Source organism: Mesorhizobium sp. B2-5-4 (assembly GCF_006441095.1).
GTDB classification, from domain to species: domain Bacteria; phylum Pseudomonadota; class Alphaproteobacteria; order Rhizobiales; family Rhizobiaceae; genus Mesorhizobium; species Mesorhizobium salmacidum.
Genome location: NZ_VFUR01000001.1, coordinates 426,293 through 446,060, shown reverse-complemented (window position 1 = coordinate 446,060; position 19,768 = coordinate 426,293). Strand labels below are relative to the sequence as shown.

General features: G+C 63.2%; 17 protein-coding genes. 9 read left to right on the top strand and 8 right to left on the bottom strand.

All coding sequences use genetic code 11. From position 1 onward, the window contains the following. The first annotated feature begins 5 nt into the window (after positions 1-5). From lpxA to lpxB, 3 genes are read left to right on the top strand one after another with little or no spacing between them, the layout of a single operon-like run. Positions 6-839 carry an acyl-ACP--UDP-N-acetylglucosamine O-acyltransferase gene (gene lpxA, locus FJ492_RS02280; protein WP_140505465.1) on the top strand — a complete coding sequence of 278 codons (834 nt, stop codon included), beginning with the start codon at positions 6-8 and terminating at the stop codon, positions 837-839. Further along, a complete protein-coding gene (locus FJ492_RS02275) occupies positions 811-1,725 on the top strand; it encodes an LpxI family protein (RefSeq protein WP_140505463.1) in 915 nt (304 codons plus the stop codon). Before lpxA ends, FJ492_RS02275 begins: the two co-directional genes overlap by 29 nt. Continuing rightward, positions 1,718-2,890 carry a lipid-A-disaccharide synthase gene (lpxB, locus tag FJ492_RS02270; RefSeq protein ID WP_140750271.1) on the top strand — a complete coding sequence of 391 codons (1,173 nt, stop codon included), beginning with the start codon at positions 1,718-1,720 and terminating at the stop codon, positions 2,888-2,890. The genes FJ492_RS02275 and lpxB overlap by 8 nt, the downstream gene beginning before the upstream one ends. Before the next feature lie 34 nt (positions 2,891-2,924). Here lpxB and gltA read toward each other — a convergent pair whose 3' ends face one another. Further along, positions 2,925-4,247 carry a citrate synthase gene (gene gltA, locus FJ492_RS02265; protein ID WP_140505460.1) on the bottom strand — a complete coding sequence of 441 codons (1,323 nt, stop codon included), beginning with the start codon at positions 4,245-4,247 and terminating at the stop codon, positions 2,925-2,927. Positions 4,248-4,429: 182 nt separating this feature from the next. Next, positions 4,430-5,854, bottom strand: a complete 1,425-nt coding sequence (gltX, locus tag FJ492_RS02260) for a glutamate--tRNA ligase (RefSeq protein WP_140711655.1) — start codon at positions 5,852-5,854, stop codon at positions 4,430-4,432. A gap of 103 nt (positions 5,855-5,957) precedes the next feature. Between gltX and FJ492_RS02255 the strand changes: the two genes are divergently transcribed. Then, positions 5,958-8,411: a ComEC/Rec2 family competence protein gene (locus tag FJ492_RS02255; protein ID WP_140768261.1), complete on the top strand. Its 2,454-nt coding sequence runs from the start codon at positions 5,958-5,960 to the stop codon at positions 8,409-8,411. Here FJ492_RS02255 and lexA read toward each other — a convergent pair. Continuing rightward, on the bottom strand, positions 8,405-9,148 hold the full coding sequence (gene lexA / locus FJ492_RS02250) for a transcriptional repressor LexA (RefSeq protein WP_140505455.1): 744 nt from the start codon (positions 9,146-9,148) through the stop codon (positions 8,405-8,407). The genes FJ492_RS02255 and lexA overlap by 7 nt on opposite strands. 407 nt (positions 9,149-9,555) lie before the next feature. Further along, positions 9,556-10,329 carry a GntR family transcriptional regulator gene (locus FJ492_RS02245; protein WP_140768259.1) on the bottom strand — a complete coding sequence of 258 codons (774 nt, stop codon included), beginning with the start codon at positions 10,327-10,329 and terminating at the stop codon, positions 9,556-9,558. Positions 10,330-10,481: 152 nt separating this feature from the next. On the opposite strand from FJ492_RS02245, the gene FJ492_RS02240 reads away from it, so the two are divergent. Genes FJ492_RS02240 through kynU form a run of 4 tightly spaced genes read left to right on the top strand, consistent with a single transcriptional unit; the run spans position 10,482 to position 14,517 of the window. Beyond that, positions 10,482-11,468, top strand: coding sequence for an ABC transporter substrate-binding protein (locus FJ492_RS02240; protein ID WP_140768257.1), 987 nt, complete (start codon positions 10,482-10,484; stop codon positions 11,466-11,468). Positions 11,469-11,526: 58 nt separating this feature from the next. Next, complete coding sequence (locus tag FJ492_RS02235; protein WP_140768255.1) at positions 11,527-12,306, top strand: ABC transporter ATP-binding protein; 780 nt, start codon at positions 11,527-11,529, stop codon at positions 12,304-12,306. Between the two features lie 5 nt (positions 12,307-12,311). Continuing rightward, entirely contained in the window at positions 12,312-13,235 is a 924-nt protein-coding gene (locus FJ492_RS02230; protein ID WP_140768253.1) for an ABC transporter permease, read from the top strand. Between the two features lie 34 nt (positions 13,236-13,269). After that, a complete protein-coding gene (kynU, locus tag FJ492_RS02225) occupies positions 13,270-14,517 on the top strand; it encodes a kynureninase (RefSeq protein ID WP_140768335.1) in 1,248 nt (415 codons plus the stop codon). Positions 14,518-14,536: 19 nt separating this feature from the next. On the opposite strand, the gene kynA is transcribed toward kynU, so the two are convergent. Together kynA and FJ492_RS02215 are read right to left on the bottom strand one after the other, a co-directional pair. Beyond that, the gene (kynA, locus tag FJ492_RS02220; RefSeq protein ID WP_140768251.1) at positions 14,537-15,373 is read right to left on the bottom strand and encodes a tryptophan 2,3-dioxygenase; all 837 of its coding nucleotides are present in this window, start codon (positions 15,371-15,373) and stop codon (positions 14,537-14,539) included. Continuing rightward, positions 15,370-16,995, bottom strand: a complete 1,626-nt coding sequence (locus FJ492_RS02215) for an AMP-binding protein (protein ID WP_140768249.1) — start codon at positions 16,993-16,995, stop codon at positions 15,370-15,372. Before FJ492_RS02215 ends, kynA begins: the two co-directional genes overlap by 4 nt. A 165-nt stretch (positions 16,996-17,160) precedes the next feature. Here FJ492_RS02215 and FJ492_RS02210 point away from each other — a divergent pair, with 165 nt between their 5' ends. Beyond that, a complete protein-coding gene (locus FJ492_RS02210) occupies positions 17,161-17,991 on the top strand; it encodes an alpha/beta hydrolase (RefSeq protein ID WP_140768247.1) in 831 nt (276 codons plus the stop codon). Positions 17,992-18,038: 47 nt separating this feature from the next. Here FJ492_RS02210 and glp read toward each other — a convergent pair whose 3' ends face one another. Both glp and moaC read right to left on the bottom strand, forming a co-directional pair. Then, positions 18,039-19,244 (bottom strand): gephyrin-like molybdotransferase Glp, encoded by a 1,206-nt coding sequence (gene glp, locus FJ492_RS02205; RefSeq protein ID WP_140768245.1) that lies wholly within the window; start codon positions 19,242-19,244, stop codon positions 18,039-18,041. Further along, a complete protein-coding gene (gene moaC, locus FJ492_RS02200; protein WP_140505531.1) occupies positions 19,244-19,726 on the bottom strand; it encodes a cyclic pyranopterin monophosphate synthase MoaC in 483 nt (160 codons plus the stop codon). The genes glp and moaC overlap by 1 nt, the downstream gene beginning before the upstream one ends. Positions 19,727-19,768: the final 42 nt, after the last annotated feature.

The window sequence follows — 19,768 nt, the reverse complement described above, 5'->3', positions numbered from 1 at the left end:
TGCCTATGAAAATCAACACGTCAATCCATCCTTCCTCCGTCGTGGAAGAAGGCGCCCAAATCGGCCACGGTGTGCGCATTGGGCCGTTCTGCCATGTCAGCGCCGATGCTGTGATCGGTGACGGTGTCGAACTGGTTAGCCATGTCTCGGTCATGGGCGCGACCACTGTCGGAGCGTCGACCAAGGTCTATCCAATGGCGATCCTGGGCGGACCGCCGCAGAACACCAAGCACAAGGGCGGCCGCACCACACTCGTCATCGGCGCCAACTGCACCATCCGCGAAGGCGTGACCATGCATGTCGGCACCGACACCAGCCGCGGCGAAACGACGGTGGGCGACAATGGCAATTTCCTCGCCTACGCCCATATCGCCCATGATTGCGCCGTCGGCAACAACGCCACCTTCGCCAATGGGGCGACATTGGGCGGCCACTGCGAGATCGGCAACAATGTCTATATCGGCGGCCTTAGCGCCGTTCATCAATTCGTGCGTGTAGGCGACAACGCCTTTCTTGGCGGATGCTCGGCTTTTGTTGGTGATGTCATTCCCTACGCCATCGCGGTCGGTAACCGCGCCAGCTTGCGCGGCTTGAACATCATCGGCCTCAAGCGCGCCGGTCTGCCGCGTTCCGAAATCTATTTGCTGCGCAAGGCCTACAAGACGATCTTCGACCGCTCCCGCACTGTCGGCGAGAACATCGAGTTCGCCAAGGCGGAGTTCGCCTCGTCGCCGACCGCAATGAAGATCATCGACTTCATCACCAGTCGCGGCAAGCGGCACTATGCGGTGCCATCGCTCAAGGGCGGCGATGGCGACGATTCCGATGACGAAGGCTGAGACAGCCGCGGCTGGTGTTGATCTCCCGCCTGGTGCCAGGGTCGGCATCATCGCCGGCGGCGGCAGCCTTCCGGTCGAAGTCGCTGCCGGTTTGGCCGAACAGGGTCATGCGCCCTTCATCGTGCTCATGGACGGTGAGGCTGACCGCTTGGCGGAGTTGTGCCGGTACGAGCATGATACCCTTGCCCTGGAGGCGATAGGATCGCTCGTTCCGCTGCTCAAGCGCAACCGGATTACCCATCTGGTACTTGCCGGCGAGATAAAGCGCAGGCCAAGGCTGGCACATCTGCGACCAAGCCTTAGCCTGCTCGCCGTGGTGCCCCTTGTTGTCATGGCGTTGGCGCGTGGCGATGACGGGCTGCTCAAGGTGGTGGCGCGCGGGCTCGAGGCCAGGGGGATTAAGGTCGTGGGTGCCCACGAGATCGTGCCGAACCTTGTCGCCGCCGAAGGGGTGTTGACCAGGGCTAAGCCTCTGAAATCGGACTGGCGCGACATTGAGGCGGGTTTTGCGGCGGCAAAGGCCATTGGGGCGCTGGATATCGGCCAGGCGGCGATCGCGGTCGGCGGCCGGACCATTGCGCTTGAAGGCATCGAGGGCACGGCCGGATTGCTGGACCGCGCCAGGCTGCTGCGCGGCCACGGCCGTATCGCCGGCAAGACGCGCGGCGTTCTGGTCAAATGCGCCAAGCCTGGCCAGGAGTTGCGGGCGGATCTTCCTTCCATGGGACCACAGACGGTAGAAGCAGCGCATGGGGCCGGCCTTGCCGGCATTGCCGTCGAAGCGGGACGCTCCCTGATCCTCGAAGGCCCCGCAACTCTCTCGCGTGCCAATGAGCTTGGGCTGTTCATCGTCGGCCTTGCCGCAGCGGAGTCCGGACATGGCTGACAGGGCGCTGAAGATCGCGATCGTCGCGGGCGAGGAGTCAGGCGACCTCCTTGGCGCCGACATCGTCCGGTCGCTCCGCCAGATGACAGGGCGCGAGGTGCAGCTCGTTGGACTCGGCGGCCGCCACCTGCAGGCGCTTGGGCTGGTTTCGCCGTTCGACGCCGGCGAGGTCGCGCTGATGGGGTTCAGCGCCGTCTTGCGTGACCTGCCGCGCCTGATCCGGCGGATCGGCCAGCTGGCGGGTATGGTTGCGGACGCCAAGCCCGATTGCCTCGTCACCATCGACAGTCCCGATTTTTCGCTGCGCGTCGCCAAAAAAGTGCGCGCGGCCAACCCGTCGATCCCGATCGTCCACTATGTCTGCCCGAGCGTCTGGGCATGGCGGCCGGGCAGGGCGGTGGCAATGAAGCCCTATGTCGACCACATTCTGTGCATCCTGCCGTTTGAGGTGAAGGAGCTCGATCGGCTGGGTGGTCCGCCCGGCACCTATGTCGGGCACCGTCTGACCCACGACGCGGGTGTGCTCTCGGCGGCAAAGGCTCAAGGCCAGCCGCGTGATCTATCACCAGACCGCGTGAAGACGCTGCTCGTCCTGCCCGGCTCGCGGCGCGGCGAGGTGCGGCGGCTGCTCGAGCCGTTCGGCGAGACCGTGTCGATGTTGCGGGCCCGCGGGCATCGGCTCCGGCTGATGCTGCCGACGGTGCCACATGTCGCGGATACCGTGCGGTCCGCGGTCACGCGCTGGGACGAGAAACCCGAGATTATCCTTGAGCCCGAGCGCAAATGGCAGGCCTTCGGCAAGGCCGACGCCGCGTTGATCGCGTCCGGCACGGTGTCCCTGGAACTGGCGTTGTCCGGGGTGCCGATGATCTCTTGCTATCGGCTCGACCCGGTTGCACGCGTCGTCGCGCCGTATCTCGTTTCCGTCTGGTCGGCGCTGCTTCCCAACCTGATCTCGGATCGCGCGTTGATCCCGGAATTCTATAACGAGTACGTCAAACCGAACAATCTTGCGCGCCAGCTTGAAGCGCTGTTGGCCGACAGTGGTATGCGCGCCTGGCAGAAAGACGGGTTTGCCGAGATTTCAGGGCGCATGGCAACGGACAAGCCGTCCGGTGAGATCGCCGCGGGCGTGGTCCTGCGTCATATGAAAAAGGCGCCCTGACGGACGCCTTTTTCGGTCATCAGCCCGGCACCGCTCAGCGCTTGGCGATCGGCACGTAGTCGCGCTCCGGCGCGCCGGTGTAGAGCTGGCGCGGGCGGCCGATCTTCTGGCGCGGATCCTCGATCATTTCCTTCCACTGCGCGATCCAGCCGACCGTGCGGGCGACCGCGAACAGCACGGTGAACATGGTGGTGGGGAAGCCCAGCGCCTTCAGCGTAATGCCGGAGTAGAAGTCGACGTTCGGGTAGAGCTTCTTCTCGATGAAATAGGGATCGGTCAGCGCGATCTTTTCCAGTTCCATCGCGATGTCGAGCAGCGGATCGTCCTTGATGCCGAGTTCGCCCAAAACCTCATGCGCCGTCTTCTGCATGATCTTGGCACGCGGATCGTAGTTCTTGTAGACGCGATGGCCAAAGCCCATCAGCCGGAACGGATCGTTCTTGTCCTTGGCGCGGGCGATGAATTCCGGGATGTGATCGACATGGCCGATCTCGCCCAGCATGTTGAGCGCCGCTTCATTGGCGCCGCCATGGGCCGGGCCCCATAGGCAAGCGATGCCGGCGGCAATGCAGGCGAAGGGGTTGGCGCCCGAAGAGCCGGCGAGACGAACGGTCGAGGTTGAAGCGTTCTGCTCATGATCGGCGTGCAGGATGAAGATGCGCTCCATGGCGCGCGCCAGCACCGGATTGATCTTGTATTCCTCGCACGGCACGGCAAAGCACATGTGCAGGAAGTTGGCGGCGAAATTCAGCTCGTTCTTCGGATAAATAAAGGGCTGGCCGATGTGGTACTTGTAGGCCATGGCCGCGATCGTCGGCATTTTGGCGATCAGGCGCATGGACGCAACCATGCGCTGGTATGGGTCGGAGATGTCGGTCGAGTCGTGATAGAAGGCCGACAGCGCGCCAACCACGCCGCACATCACCGCCATCGGGTGCGCGTCGCGGCGGAAGCCGGTGAAGAAGCGCGACATCTGCTCGTGCACCATGGTGTGGCGCGTCACGCGATAATCGAAATCGTCCTTCTGCGCCTTGGTCGGCAGTTCGCCGTAGAGCAGGAGGTAACAGACCTCGAGGAAGTCGCCGTGTTCGGCCAACTGGTCGATCGGGTAGCCCCGATGCAGGAGAATGCCGGCATCACCATCGATGAAGGTGATCTCCGACTCGCAGCTTGCCGTAGAGGTGAAGCCGGGGTCATAGGTGAAGGCGCCGGTGGTGCTGTAGAGCGAGGCGATGTCGATGACGTCAGGTCCGACCGAGCCGCTTCGCACCTTGAATTCGTGAGTCTTGCCGGCGAATTGCAGCGTTGCAGTGGCCTCCTGGCCGCCCACATCCAGTTTTGTCGCAGCTTCGGTCATTGCAAACTCCTTCTTGTTTCCTCATGCCGGCAAAGGCAAATTCCGCAGAGCGACACGTCGAAATCACCGCAATGCGCGTATTCGCCACCGCATTCTAGGAGTTGCGTGCCAGATTGGGCCAAGCCTAATGTTGCACTGCGAAACGCGCCTTTCAATGCCAATCTTCTTAGGCCAGTTTGCTGCTAATCGATTTGATCCGCTATGCGCGCCAGGCTTTCCTCACGCCCCAGCACGGCCAGCACATCGAAAACGCCTGGTGACGTGCTCTTGCCGGTCAAGGCAGCCCGCAGCGGCTGGGCCACGGCGCCGAGCTTATGGCCGCCAGCCAGCGCATAGTCACGGATCGCGGCCTCGGCCGTGGCGGCTGTCCAGTCGCCGGACAGCGCGTTCAAAGCTTCGTGAGCGCCGCGCAGGATCTTGCGGGCATCGTCATTGAGTACGAGTGCCGCCTTGTCGTCGATCGGCAGCGGCCGCGCGGCAAACAGGAAGCCGGCGCCGTCGACGAGCTCGACCAGCGTCTTGGCGCGCTCCTTCAGGCCCGGAAGTGCTGCCAGCAACTGCGCCTTGTTCTTCTCGTCGAGGCGCGCCGCCATCGCCGGGCCACCCTCCAGATAGGGCAAGGTGGCGATGAAAATGTCGAACAATTCGGTGTCGGCCATGCGGCGCATATGGACGCCGTTCAGCGCCTCGAGCTTGGCGAAGTCGAAGCGCGCCGCGCCCTTGTTGACGTCGCCGATATCGAACCAGGAGATCATGTCCTTGATCGACATGATCTCGTCGTCGCCATGGCTCCAGCCCAGGCGCGCCAGGTAGTTCAGCAGCGCCTCGGGCAGATAGCCCATGGCGCGGTAGGCCTCGACGCCCAGCGCGCCATGGCGTTTCGACAGCTTGGCGCCGTCGGCGCCATGGATCAGCGGAATGTGCGACATCGACGGCACGTCCCAGCCCATGGCGTTGTAGATCACGGTCTGGCGTGCGGCATTGGTCAGGTGATCGTCGCCACGGATGATATGGGTGATGCCCATGTCGTGGTCATCGACGACGACGGCATGCATATAGGTCGGGTTGCCGTCCGAACGCAGGATGATGAAATCGTCGAGATCCTTGTTGGGGAAACGCACCTCGCCCTGGACCCGGTCCTGCACCACCGTCTCGCCCTCGGTCGGTGCCTTGATGCGGATGGCACCCTTGACGCCGGCGGGTGCCTCCGACGGGGCGCGGTCACGCCAGTGGCCGTTGTAGCGTGGTGGCAGGCCCTTGGCGCGTGCTGCCTCGCGCATTGCCTCGAGCTCGGCTGAAGTCTCGTAGCTGTAATAGGCCTTGCCCAGGCGCACCAGCTCCTCGGCCACCTCCCGGTGGCGCGGCGCGCGCTCGAATTGGGACACCGCGTCACCGTCCCATGACAGGCCGAGCCAGGTCAGGCCGTCCAGAATGGCCGATGTGGCTGCATCGGTCGAACGCTCGCGATCGGTGTCCTCGATGCGCAGCAGCATCGTGCCGCCGGTGTGCTTGGCATAGAGCCAGTTGAACAGCGCCGTGCGCGCGCCGCCGATATGCAGATAGCCGGTCGGCGAGGGAGCAAAACGGGTGATGACCTTGTCGGGCATGGAACTCTCGGAGAACGTCTGAAGCTGAGTGCGGAGCGCGCGGACTTTCGCGCGTCGCGCGTTCATGTAGCATAGGGTGTCGAGGGCGCAAGGGGCAGACCCGATGACTGGACAAGGCCGGGGCTCGGATCGGGGCGAGGGCGCCATTGTCGGCGTCAGCGAGCGATCCCTGTTTGCGACGCCTCCTGCGATCCCGCTGCCATCGCCGCTCGTGGCTGCGCCCGCAACCCAGCCGCTGCAGGCGGATAGCCCAGCGCCAACTCCATCTCCTGCCGCACGCAGAATTGTGCGCGTGCGCCGGCAAATCGGCCCGATATCCTTTCCTCGCCTGCGTCACGGCGTGGCCAAGGCGGCGGAGCTGGAACTCGACCGGGGCGTCGCCTTCCTGCTGGTGCCGGTCTGCCTGGCCGTTGGGGCGATCTGCTACTTTTCGCTGGCGTCCGAGCCCGATTTTGCAAAGCCTGTCGCGGTCGTGGTTCTGGCGGCGGTATGTGCATTCGTCTCGCGCTCCTGGCCGAAAACCCATCTGTGTTTCATGGCACTGCTGTTGTGTGTGCTTGGCCTGCTTGCGGCGAAGGTCGAAACATGGCGAGCCGGAACCCGGATGCTGGGCTCGGAAATCTCGACGCAACTGACCGGTCGCGTGATCTCGCTCGAGGAGATGGAGAGCGGCCGCATCCGGCTGACCATGGACGTGATTTCGACCGCCCGGCCGAAACTGCGCTACGCGCCTGAAAGGGTCCGGCTTTCGGCACGCAAGATACCGCCCGAAATGACCGCCGGCTCGCATGTCACAGGCTATGCCAAACTGCTGCCGCCGACCGGCCCGGTGCGGCCGGACAGCTACGACTTCTCCTTCGACAGCTATTTCGCCGGCATCGGCGGCAGCGGCTTCTTTCTCGGCAATCCAACGGTCGTCTCCGCCGAAGCCGGTGAGATGCCGCTGCCGGCACGCGTGTTTTCAGGCATCGAAAATGCCCGCGAAGCCATCGCCGACCACATCAGGGGCAGCATTGGCGGCGCCGAAGGCGAGATCGCGGCGGCGCTGATCGTCGGCGTGCGGGCCGGCATTCCCGATGAAATCAACGAAGCGATGCGGCGCACCGGCATCTATCACATCATCTCGATTTCAGGTCTGCATATGGCGCTGGTGGCCGGCACCATCATGGGTCTGCTGCGCGGCGCCTTCGCGCTGTTTCCAGGGTTTTCCGCGCGCCGGCCGGTGAAGAAATACGCCGCCGCCGCCGCACTGTTTTCGATCGCCGCCTATCTCGTCATTTCGGGCGTCGTCGTCGCGGCCGAACGCAGCTTCATCATGCTGGCGGTGATGCTGATCGCCGTCTTGTTCGATCGCGCGGCGCTGACCATGCGCAATCTGGCGATCTCGGCGATCGCCGTTATCCTGGTTTCGCCGCACGAGGTCGTCGGCCCGAGTTTCCAGATGTCGTTCGCGGCAACCGCAGCCTTGGTTGGCGCCTATGCCGGCTGGGCCGACCACCATGCGGGAAAGACGAGGCCTCCGCCGCCAAAGCGATCCCTACCCGGGTTTCTGACGCGAAAATTCCTCTTGGCGACAGGTGGATTGGCCATGACGTCCATCATCGCCGGCAGCGCGACGGCACTGTTTGCCATCTGGCATTTCCAGCGGGTGTCGCCGCTCAGCCTGTTCGCCAATCTGGCCGTCATGCCGATCGTGTCGATCGTGATGTTCCTGGCCGTCGCTAGCGCGTTGCTGATGCCGTTCGGGTTGGATTGGCCGGCTCTCTACCTCATGGGCAAGGGCCTGACAGCGATGATCGCCATATCGGCGTGGATATCGGAGCGCTCTCCGGTCGATGGAGTCGGGCTGATTTCGCAGCAATCCGTGCTGCTGGTCACCGTCGCGTTGGTCATCGCGACGATGGCGACGACGTGGCTCCGGCTCACGGCGGTGCCATTCGCGCTTGCCGGTCTGTTGACTGTGTCGCACACGCGCGCGCCCGATGTGCTGATCTCGGAAGATGCGCGGCTGGTGGCTCTGTCGATCGGCAATGGCGAACTGGCCGTCAACCGGGAACGTCCGAACGAATTCGCAGCCGACAATTGGAAACGCGCTCTGATCTCCGAAACAATCGTCCTACCGGAAATGTTCGAGGAGACGGACGGGCAATTCGATCTTGCCACTCCCACCGACCTGCCGCTGGGATCGCCGTTCTATTGCCGCGAAGGCCTGTGCCTTGCCAGGCACCCTTCCGGCGCGATCATCGCCTATGTCGAGGATCGCAAGAACACCTGGAAGGCCTGCGCCTTCGCCGACCTGATCGTCGTCAATGACGCGACCGCCTATGACACCTGTCATAATCCGCTGGTTCTCGTCGTCACCAAACGCCAGCTCGCCCGCAAGGGGAGTGCCGCCGTTTTCTTCGATCCCCAATCGGCCACGACGCCGGCTGAGATCGAATTCGCCGTCGACGGACCATACCGGCCTTGGCACGAGCAGCGAAAATTCTCACGCGAGGCGAGGGGGCTGGCCCCCTATAAAAAGGCCGACAAGCCCGATGGCAAGCCAGTTCAGTAGCGCCTGATCAGCCCGACGAGCTTGCCCTGCACCTTGACCCGATCCGGTCCGAAGATGCGTGTTTCGTAGGCTGGATTGGCGGCTTCGAGCGCGATCGAGGCGCCCTTGCGACGGAACCGCTTCAGCGTTGCTTCCTCCTCGTCGACCAGCGCCACGATGATTTCGCCCGGACTTGCTGTATCGGCATTGCGGATGATGACCGTGTCGCCGTCGAAGATACCGGCCTCGATCATCGAGTCGCCCTTGACTTCCAGCGCATAGTGCTCGCCGCCCATGATCATGTCCGGCGGCACCGAAATCGAATGCGTCTGATGCTGGATAGCATCGATCGGCACACCGGCGGCGATACGACCCATGACCGGGATGGACACGGCTGAAACCGCATCATCGTCGTTGCCGGCCGCGGCCAGGCGGGAAGGCGCCGTCGCCGGCCTGATCTGGCGGCCGAGACTGCCTTGGCCAAGGCTGCCCTGGATGACGCTTGGCGAGAACTTCTTTGCCGCATTGAGGCCCGGCGCGATCGAGTCCGGCAGCCGCAGCACTTCCAGCGCGCGCGCCCGATTGGGTAGCCGGCGAATAAAGCCGCGTTCCTCCAGCGCCGTGATCAGGCGATGGATGCCCGATTTGGAGGCAAGATCGAGCGCTTCCTTCATTTCGTCGAAGGAGGGCGGTATCCCGCTTTCCTTGAGCCGTTCGTGGATGAACATCAGCAGTTCATGTTGCTTGCGTGTCAGCATGGCGGCCCCCAAGGCATTGAACGAAAGGTCTGACCAGAATCGAAAAAACAAACCCAGAACAAACACTATCCGTTCCAGTTGTGTTCCGCAACCGTTTAAAGTTTAATGAATTTGTTAACGCGTCTGAAGTTTTTTGCCGCGACAGCGGACTGAGGCCGATCCTTTCCACGATCGGCAGGCATTGAAATCGTTTTGGTTAATGGCCTGTGGCCTATCCACTGATGGGCCTTGGCATCAGTCTTTCGGGGGGCTCTTCGCGGGTGGATTGTACAATTTATGGATCCATTATTCGCGGAACGAAACGAAATCAAAACGCCAACGATTGGTAGCTTAGGGGCGGCGATGGACCCAGGCGTTTGGCCCACTCCGGCCAGCGCATGCCAATAGGCGTCGCGCAAGCATTGAAGTCACCCGGAACCCGCTTGCAAGCTGCCGGCGCGGGCGGCGTATTTGGTCGCGCCGCTGTCTTCGCTATGGACATAGACGTGCAGGGTATAGCCGATATGCGCCGTCATCAGCGCCTTGGCCCGCTCGACGTCACGATCGAGTGCAGCTTCCATGATCGCTGTATGGTGTTCGATCGCAATCGCTTCGCACAATGCCTCCATTGCCTCTTCATAACCGTCCTTCAGGCCAGCCGCGGCCCGCAATGTCGGCGCCAGGCCGAGAAAACGATGATGCCGTCGCAGCTGATCGGCGATGGTCGAGCGGAATCGCATGAGCCAATTGGAAGTCGCCGCGCTCAGCAGCGCCGCATGGAAAGCTTCGTGGTTCTCGTCCCATTTATCGACGGCCGCATCCGAAGGATCGTCGACCGCGGTCTTGCAACGGGAGAGCCGGTAGTGGGCGGTGACAACGGCATCCTCCCACTCCTTGCCGCCTTTTTCCATCGATTCGAGGAACAGGGGTATCTCGACCACCATCCTGGCGCGTGCCAGGTCCTCCAGTTCGGCCCGCGATACCGGAGCGACGGTAAAACCACGATTGCTGATGGCGGTGACAAGGCGTTCGGCCTCTAGCCGCGACAAGGCTTCGCGCAACGGCGTCCAGCCAACACCATAGGTGCCGCGCAGCGCACTCAGCTTGAGCGGGGCCCCGGGCATGAGGCGCGTCGTCAGGATATCGCGCCGCAACAGCTGATAGGCTGCCTCCGTCTTTGTGGAGATCGTTTGATCCTGCATCGCGGTCCACCCATGGTCTGGCAAAGAAAATTATATATGATGTTGGGGCATGGCAAGAATTATATATAATGTTTGACACGGGCCGGCGGACTGACCATGATCGCCGCAGTAGCCGCGCTGGAAGCGGCGTCGATCAAATCTGGGAGGAAATGATGTTGAAGTCGAAATCCGCTTGGCTGTCGGGTTTGTTCTTGGCCGGCGCATTGGTGGTGAGCGCCGGCAGTGCCGCCGCCGATCAAATCCGCATCGGCATCGCCAATTTTGGCGAGCATCCGCAATTGAACGCCGCCATAGCCGGCTTCAAGAAGGCGCTGACAGACAACGGCTTCGTCGACGGCAAGGACGTCGTCTATACGGAGAGCCATACCAATTTCGATGCATCGCTGGTGCCGCAGATGATCGCAAAGCTGCAGGCCGAGCAGCCCAAGCTGATCTACACCATCACCACGCCGGTCTCCCAAATCGCCAAGAAAGCGCTCGCGGGCTCCGGCATTCCGATCGTCTTTGCCGCGGTCACCGATCCGGTGGCGGCCAAGCTCGTGCCGTCGTGGGACTCGGGTGATGAAGGCATGACTGGCGCCACCGATCTTCAGGATGTTGCCGCGGTGATGGCCTTCACCAAGAAGCTGTTACCAAACGGCAAGCGTTTTGGTGTGCCTTACAATCCCGGTGAAGCCAACGACGTTGCCCTGATCGAAAAGATCAAGGCGGCGGCACCGGCCGCCGGTTTCGAGGTCGTGGAAGTCGGCATCGACAACGTCAATGACATTCAGCAACGCATCGCCTCGCTCGCCGGGAAAGCCGATGTGATCTACGGACCGACCTCGAATCTGATCCAGCCGGCGATCGCAGCTGTCTCGGCCGCCGCGCGCCAGGCCGGTATCCCGGTCGTCAACGCCGATGACAGCGCGGTCCGCAACGGCACCGTGCCGGCGAGCTTCGCGGTCAATTATACGCAGGTCGGGATCAACGCCGGCAACATCGCGGCCGAAGTCCTCAAAGGCAAGGATCCCAAGACGATCGCGCCGTCACGCCCGGCCTACAAGGACCACATGGCGTTGATCTCGCGCAAGGCGATGGCTGCGTTCGGCATCGAGATACCGGCTTCAATGGCCGATTGCGGCTGCATCGTCGACTGACATCGGCGCTGTGAGGGTGACGGCGCGGGCGCTGTCACCCCGAGGTCAGGGAGGAACGATGCTCGAGATCCGATCCGCGCGTAAAGTATTCTACAAGGGCCAGGCTGACGAGAAGATTGCGCTGGACGGCCTCAGCCTGTCGCTGGCCCCAGGCGAGTTCGGCATCGTCATCGGCTCCAACGGGGCCGGCAAGAGCAGCATGCTTAATGCCATTTCCGGCGCTCTGATCCTCGATTCCGGCCAGATTCTGATCAATGGCGCCGATGTGACTGGTATGCCGGTGCACAAGCGCGCCTCGAGACTGGCTCGCGTATTCCAGGATCCGATGCGCGGCACCGCCGCCAGCATGACGGTTGCTGAAAACATGCTGCTGGCTGATTTGCGCGGCAGCAAGCGCACCTTACGCCAGGGGCTGAACGCCACCCGCCTCGCGTCCTACAGGGAACGCCTGTCGATACTGGGCCTCGGCCTTGAAAACCGCCTCGACACACGCGTCGACCTGCTCTCGGGCGGGCAGCGGCAATCTTTGTCGCTGATCATGGCAGTCGGCGGATCGCCGGACTTGCTGCTGCTCGACGAACATACCGCGGCACTTGATCCGCGCACGGCCGAGATTGTCATGCAGGCGACGGTGCGCGCCGTCAGCGCGCTGAAGCTGACGACTATGATGGTGACCCACAACATGCAGCACGCCGTCGACTATGGCAGCCGCGTGATCATGCTCGACGCGGGCCGCGTCCTTCTGGAAGTTAGCGGCGAGGAGAAGGCGAGGGTCACGGTTATCGATCTGATCGGCCATTTCTCCGTCAAAACCGACCGCATGTTGCTGGCGAGCTGATCACCATGGGTTTTGTTCAGGACATTCTCGCCAGCTTCGTCGCAATCATGCCGGTCACCCTGGCGCAGAGCCTGATCCTGGCCTTGGTCGTGCTCGGGATCATGATCCCGTTTCGCATGCTGAATTTTCCCGATCTCACCAGCGAAGGCGCTTTTCCGCTGGGCGGCTGCGTCTGCGGCGTTCTCCTTGCCGCCGGCGCATCGCCGCTGATGGGCATCGCCGCCGCTCTTGTCGCCGGCTTCGCTGCGGGCTGCTGCACCGCCTTCATCCATCTGCGCTTCCGCATCCACACGCTGCTTGCGGGCATCCTGATGATGACGATGCTCTACAGCATCAACCTTCGCATCATGGGCAAATCCAACCTCTCCGTGTTCGGCTCGCCGACGGTGTTCGACTGGGTGCCGTTCGCGCGTCCGGGTTTTCCCGCCAGCAAGATCGTCGTCGCTGGCCTTCTCGCGCTTATTGCCTTCAAGCTGCTCTACATGTTCTTCAGGACCGAGAAGGGCACGGCCGTGCGCGCCGTGGGCGCCAATCCTGACATGGCCGAGGCGCAAGGCATCAATGTCTGGGCCGCGACCATAGGCGGTGTCGGGCTGGCGAGCGCGTTTTCGGCGTCAAGCGGCGCGCTGATGGTGCAGTCGCAGGGATTCGCCGACGTCAATATGGGGCTGGGCATCCTCATCAACGGCCTTGCGGCGCTGATGATCGGCGAAGCCGTCGTCGGCAAGCAAACGGTCTGGCGGCAACTGCTGGCGCCCTTCGCCGGCGCGATCATCTACTACCAGCTGGTGTCGTTCTGCCTTGCGGCCGGCATGCCGCCGCCCGACCTGAAGCTTGCCACGGGCCTGTTCGTGCTGGCCATGCTGGCCTTGCCCAGTCTCAAGCGCAGCCGCGGGCCGGCGCCGGCACGCGAAGCTATCCGTGAATAACCAGGGCGCGAATAATCAGGGAATGTCACAAATGATGCGTGCAACGCTCGATCTCGCAGCCGTCGAAGCCATGGACGCGGCGGACCCGCTGCGCGCCATGCGCGACCGCTTCATCTTGCCGGAAGGCGTCATCTACCTCGACGGCAATTCGCTCGGGGCCGCGGCGCCGGCCGTCTTTGACGAATTGCAGAAGGCAGCGATGCAGGAGTGGGCGCAGGACCTGATCCGTGCCTGGAACACAGCCGGCTGGTTCGACATGCCGGTCGCGCTTGGCGACCAGCTGGGACGCCTGATCGGTGCGGCGGCCGGCCAGACGGTGGTCTGCGATACGACGTCGATCAACATCTATAAAGTGCTGCATGCCGCACTCGGCATGCGGCCGGACCGCTCGGTCATCGTCGCCGAGGGCGACAGCTTTCCGACCGATCTCTACATGGCCGAAGGCGTGGCCTCGACGCGGCCCGGCACCGTGTTGCGGCTCGAGGGCGTCGACGCGCCGACCATTGAGGAACTGATCGACGAGCGTGTCGCGGTCATCCTGGTCAACCATGTCAATTACAAATCCGGCCAGCTGCGCGACATGGCGGCACTGACATGCAAGGCCCATCAGGTCGGTGCGCTGATCGTCTGGGACCTCTGCCATACGGCCGGCGCTTTACCGGTCGAGCTCGACAGCGCCAACGCCGATTTCGCCATCGGCTGCACGTATAAATACCTTAATGGCGGCCCGGGGTCGCCAGCCTTCATCTACGCCGCCGAGCGTCATCACGACAAAGTCCGGCAGCCGCTCAGCGGTTGGTGGGGCCATGCGCGACCCTTTGCCTTCGAACAGGGTTATGCGGCCGGCAGCGGCATCCGCCGGTTCCTGTGCGGCACGCAGCCTGTCTTGTCGATGCGGGCGCTGAAGGGGGCACTGGACCTTTGGGACGATGTCGACATGGCGGTGGTGCGCAAGAAGAGCATCGCGCTCACCGATCTGTTCATCCAGCTCGTCGAGACCAGATGCGGCGTCTACGGCCTGGAGCTGGAAAGCCCGCGCGACGGCAATGCGCGTGGAAGCCAGGTTTCATTCCTCCACCCCAATGGCTATCAGGTGATGCGGGCACTGATCGAGCGCGGCGTGATCGGCGATTTCCGTGCGCCGTCGACGATCCGCTTCGGCTTCACGCCGCTCTATGTCGGTTACACCGATGTATGGCAGGCGGTCGACGTACTGGAAGATATCCTGCGTACCGGCGCCTGGAACGATGCGCGCTTCGCGGTCAAGACGGCGGTGACCTGAACAATCGTCAAACAAGGGTTCAGAGCCGGGTACGGACGTTCCAGAGTTCGGGAAACAGGACGACCTCGAGCATCTTCTTGAGATAGGAGGCGCCCGATGTGCCGCCGGTGCCACGCTTCAGGCCGATGATGCGTTCCACTGTGGTGACGTGGTTGAAGCGCCAGCGGCGGAAGTAGTCCTCGAAGTCGACCAGCTTCTCGGCCAATTCGTAGAACATCCAGTAGCGCTGCGGATCGCGGTACACCGTCTGCCAGGCGACCAGGACTTCTTCGTTTTCCGTCCGCGTCTCGCGCCACTCCGTGCGCTTTGCCTCCGCCCCAATGTCGAAGCCGTTGCGCGCCAGAAGCAGCAGCGCTTCATCGTAGAGCGACGGCTCGGCCAGGATCGCCTCCAGCTTGGCGTTGAGGTCCGGCCGGTGCTTGTGCGGCCCGAGCATGGCGAGGTTACGGTTGCCGGCCATGAACTCGATGGCGCGATACTGCCAGGATTGGAAACCCGAGGACTGGCCGAGCGAGTCGCGGAACTCGGTGTATTCGCTGGGCGTCATCGTGCGCAGCACGTCCCAGGCATTGTTCAACTGCTCGAAAATACGGGCGACGCGCGACAGCATCTTGAAGCTCGGCTCGAGCCGATCGGCACGGATCGAACGGATCGCTGCACCGATCTCATGCAAGGCGAGCTTCATCCATAATTCCGATGTCTGGTGCTGGATGATGAACAGCATTTCGTCATGCGCCGATGACAGCGGCGCCTGCGCGTCGAGCACTTTCTGCAGTTGCAGATAGTCGCTGTAGGACATGCGTTCCTTGAACGACATCTCAGCGCCTTCGGACGCCGGATCGTAGGGCTCGCTCAATTGGTTTTCTCCGTGCGCAGCCGGAAGCGCTGGATCTTGCCGGTCTGGGTCTTGGGCAGGGCGGCGATGAATTTGACCGATCGCGGGTATTTATAGGGCGCGATGGTTGCCTTGACGTGGTCCTGCAGGCGCTTGACGGTCATCGCGTCTGGCGAGACACCTTGCACCAGAACGACATGCGCCTCGACGATCTGGCCGCGCTCGCCATCGTCGGCGCCGATGACAGCGCATTCGGCGACATCGGGATGCGACAGCAGCGCCGCCTCGACCTCGGGTCCGGCGATATTGTAGCCGGCGCTGACGATCATGTCGTCGGAACGCGCGGCGAAGTGGAAGAAGCCGTCCTCATCCTGCGTGAAGGTGTCGCCGGTGAGGTTCCAGCCGTCGCGCACATAGTCCTTCTGCCTGTCATCGGCCATGTAGCGGCAGCCGGTTGGCCCGCGCACCGCCAGCCGTCCGGTCTCGCCACGCGGCACCTCGTGCATGTCGCCGTCGACGATGCGGGCCTCATAGCCGCCGACCGGCTTGCCGGTCGAAGCCGGCTTCCTGTCGTCAAAGCGGTTGGAGATGAAGATGTGCAGCATTTCGGTGGCGCCGATGCCGTCGAGGATCGGCTTGCCGGTCTTTCGTGTCCACTCTTCGAAGACCGGCGCCGGCAAGGTCTCGCCGGCGGAAACGGCAACACGCAGCGATGACAGATCGGCGCCTTCGTCCATGGCCTTCAGCATGGCCCGGTAGGCGGTCGGCGCGGTGAAGGAAATGGTCGCTTTGTAGGTCTCGATGATGTGGACCATGTTGGGCGGCGTCGCCTGTTCCAGCAGTGTCGCCGCCGCACCGAAGCGCAGGGGGAATATGGCGAGCCCGCCAAGGCCAAAGGTGAAGGCGAGCGGCGGCGAGCCGACGAAGATGTCGTCCGGCGTCACCTGCAGGACTTCACGGGCGTAGGCATCCGCGATGATCAGGAGATCGCGGTGGAAATGCATCGTCGCCTTCGGCACGCCTGTCGTGCCCGAAGTGAAGCCGAGCAGGGCGACGTCATCGCGGCCGGTGCTGACGGCGGTGAAGGTGACCGGCTTGTCGAGGGCGGCGCGGTCGAGCTCGGCGTCATGGTTGGCGGTGCCGTCGAAGCCGATCACCTGCTTCAGGAACGCACTGTCCTTGGCGCAGGCGGTCATCTCGTCCATCAGCCTGGTGTCGCAGAGCGCAGTCGTTATTTCCGCCTTGTCGACGATCTTGGTGAGTTCACCAGCGCGCAGCATCGGCATGGTGTTTACGACGACGGCGCCGACCTTGGTGGCGGCCAGCCAGCAGGCGACCATTGCCGGGTTATTGGCGGAGCGTATCAGCACCCGGTTGCCCGGCTTGACGCCATAATTCTCGACCAGCGCATGGGCGAGCCGGTTCGTCCAGTCGGACAGTTCCTTGTAGGTGCGGCGGCGGCCGTTGCCGATCAGCGCGGTGTGGTCGCCGAGACCCTTCTCGACCAGCCTGTCGGTCAGTTCGACACCGGCGTTGAGGTGTTCTGGATAGTCAAAGCCGCCGAGCAGGAAGTCAGGCCATTGGTCGGGCGGCGGCAAATGATCGCGCGTGAACGTGTCGGTATGCGCTGAAGGCCCAAGCATCTTGCGGCTGCCCCTGTCTGCCTCACGTCCATGGTGGAACAGAGCGCAGGATCGCACCAGTCGAAATTTGTTTCAAGCCTAAAATGTTTTTCGCTTGAGCATTGACGCATGACGTGGCGGCGGCCATTGCTAGTTTGAAACGATGCCGCTTCGGGGAGGGTGCCGATGCTCGACCATCGCATTGCCGACTGGGACAATGCCTACGCCAACGGCGCCAATATCGCCGGCAGCGACCGTTGGCCGGCCGCCTGGGCGGAACCCGCGCAAGCATTCCGAGACGTGATGTCGGCGCAGGGCCGGGCACGGCTCGACATCGCCTATGGCGACGGGCCGCGCAATCGGTTCGACCTTTTCCTTCCCGATGTCGCGCCCAGGGGACTCGTGGTGTTTATCCATGGCGGCTATTGGATGGAGACCGACAAGAGCTTGTGGTCGCACCTCGCCGGTGGCGGGGTCGGCAGCGGCTTTGCCGTGGCTATGCCGTCCTATACGCAATGCCCCGATATACGCATCGCCGGCATTGTCAGCGAAATCGGGGCGGCGATCGGCAAGGCGGCGGCCATGGTCGGGGGACCACTGATGCTGACCGGACATTCGGCCGGCGGACATCTCGCCAGCCGCATGGTGACGACATCGACGCCTTTGGCGGCCGATGTCTCGCGGCGTATACGCCATGTCGTTTCGATTTCAGGCTTGCATGATTTGCGTCCGCTGATGCGCACGGACATGAACACGCTGCTGAAAATCGACGAGAATGAGGCGCTGACGGAAAGCCCGGCACTGCTGCGGCCCATCGATGGTGTCCGCATCACCTGCTGGGCTGGCGGTGGGGAGCGTTCCGAGTTCCTGCGCCAGAATGCATTGCTGGCCAATATCTGGACCGGGCTTGGCGCCATCACCAGTGCCGTGGTCGAGCCCGATCGGCATCATTACGACGTCGTCGATGGCCTTGCCGATCCGGCACATGCGTTGACGCGGACCTTGATCTCGGAATAGCCGAGATCATTTTTGTCTTGCTATTAGCTTATTTATGGGAAAATTCTTTAGCGCAACATCAGAACGCTGCAAACGTCTCCGGCAGCGGATGCAGGGGCAGAAGGCGCGCGCACGACCAGCCCGTTGGCGTCGGCAAGCATCCTCAGCATCGAGGAATCCTGGATACCGAACGGCGTTGCCACCAGTTCGCCGTGGTATTCCCTGACCACCGCCCGCACATAATCCTGGCGCAGATCATTGGCGGGCATTGCGGTGCCCAGCCGCGCCTGACGGATGTCCTGACGGTAGGCGCGACCGCCCAGCCTTGCCAGAAGCGGCTTCAGGAACAATTGCGAGCAGACCAGGCTTGCCACCGGGTTGCCGGGCAGGCCGATGCATCTGATATCGCCGAGGCGTCCGAACATCAGCGGCTTGCCGGGACGCATGGCGATCTTCCAGAAGCCGAGCGTCATGCCTTCGCCGGTCAGCACGTCATGGATCAGGTCGTGGTCGCCGACCGAGGCGCCGCCCAGCGTAACGATGACATCGGCGCTCGCCGCGACAGCTTTCCTGACCATGCCGGCTATGACGTCCTTGCGGTCGGCGGCGATCCCGAGATCGAGCGCGCGGGCACCGACCGAGTGTGCTGCAGCGGCGACGCCATAAGCGTTGGACGAAATAATCTGGTCAGGCCCGAGTTCGCTTCCGGGCGGCAACAGCTCGTCACCGGTAGCGATGATGGCGACCAGCGGCCGTTTCACCACGCTCACTCGGGGATGATTGGCCGATGCCACCAGCGACAGTGCCGCCGGGTCGAGCACGCGCCCCTTTTCCAGCAGCACGTCGCCCTTGGAAAAATCGAGACCGATGCGGCGGATGTTACGCCACTCTGCGGTGGGCTCGATCACCTCGATATTGCCACCGCCGATATCCCGGACATTTTCCTGGATGACGATGGTGTCGGCGCCATCAGGCAGCGGTGCGCCGGTGAAGATGCGCACGGCCTGTGCCTGGCCGATCGTACCGTCAAAGCCACGCCCGGCCGGCGCCATGCCGATCACCGCGAGTTTCGAGGGCACCGACGCCACGTCGGCGGCACGCACTGCATAACCGTCCATGGCCGAAGCGTTGAAAGGTGGCTGGGTGCGAAGCGCCACGACGGGTTCCGCCAGCACACGATCGACAGCTTCGATGAGAGGAACGCTTTCGCCCTCCAGCGGCACGGCGCCATCAAGCAGGCGTTCGAGCGCCTCGGCGACCGGAACCAGCGCCATCAGGCACCTGCCTTGTAGTCGCCAGACTTGCCGCCGGTTTTTTCGACCAGCCGGATACCTGAGATGACCATGGCGCGGTCCACCGCCTTTGCCATGTCGTAGATGGTCAGGCAGGCCACGGACGCGGCGGTCAGCGCCTCCATTTCGACCCCGGTCTTGCCGGTGACGCGCGCCAGGGCAGTGACCTTCAGGCCTGGCAGCGCATGATCAGGCTCAATGTCGACGGAAACCTTGGTCAGCAGCAGGGGGTGGCAGAGCGGGATCAATTCATGCGTCTTCTTCGCCGCCATGATGCCGGCGATGCGCGCGGTGCCGAGCACATCGCCTTTCTTGGCATTGCCGGCAAGGATGGTCTTCAACGTCTCTGGCTGCATCGAGACGAAACCCTCGGCAATCGCGGTGCGCGTCGTCTCGTCCTTGTCGCCGACATCGACCATGTTGGCCTCGCCGTGCGCGCCGAGATGAGTGAGGCCGGCCGCCATCGTCAAATCGCCATAGAACGACGTGCGTCCATTCGGACGCAC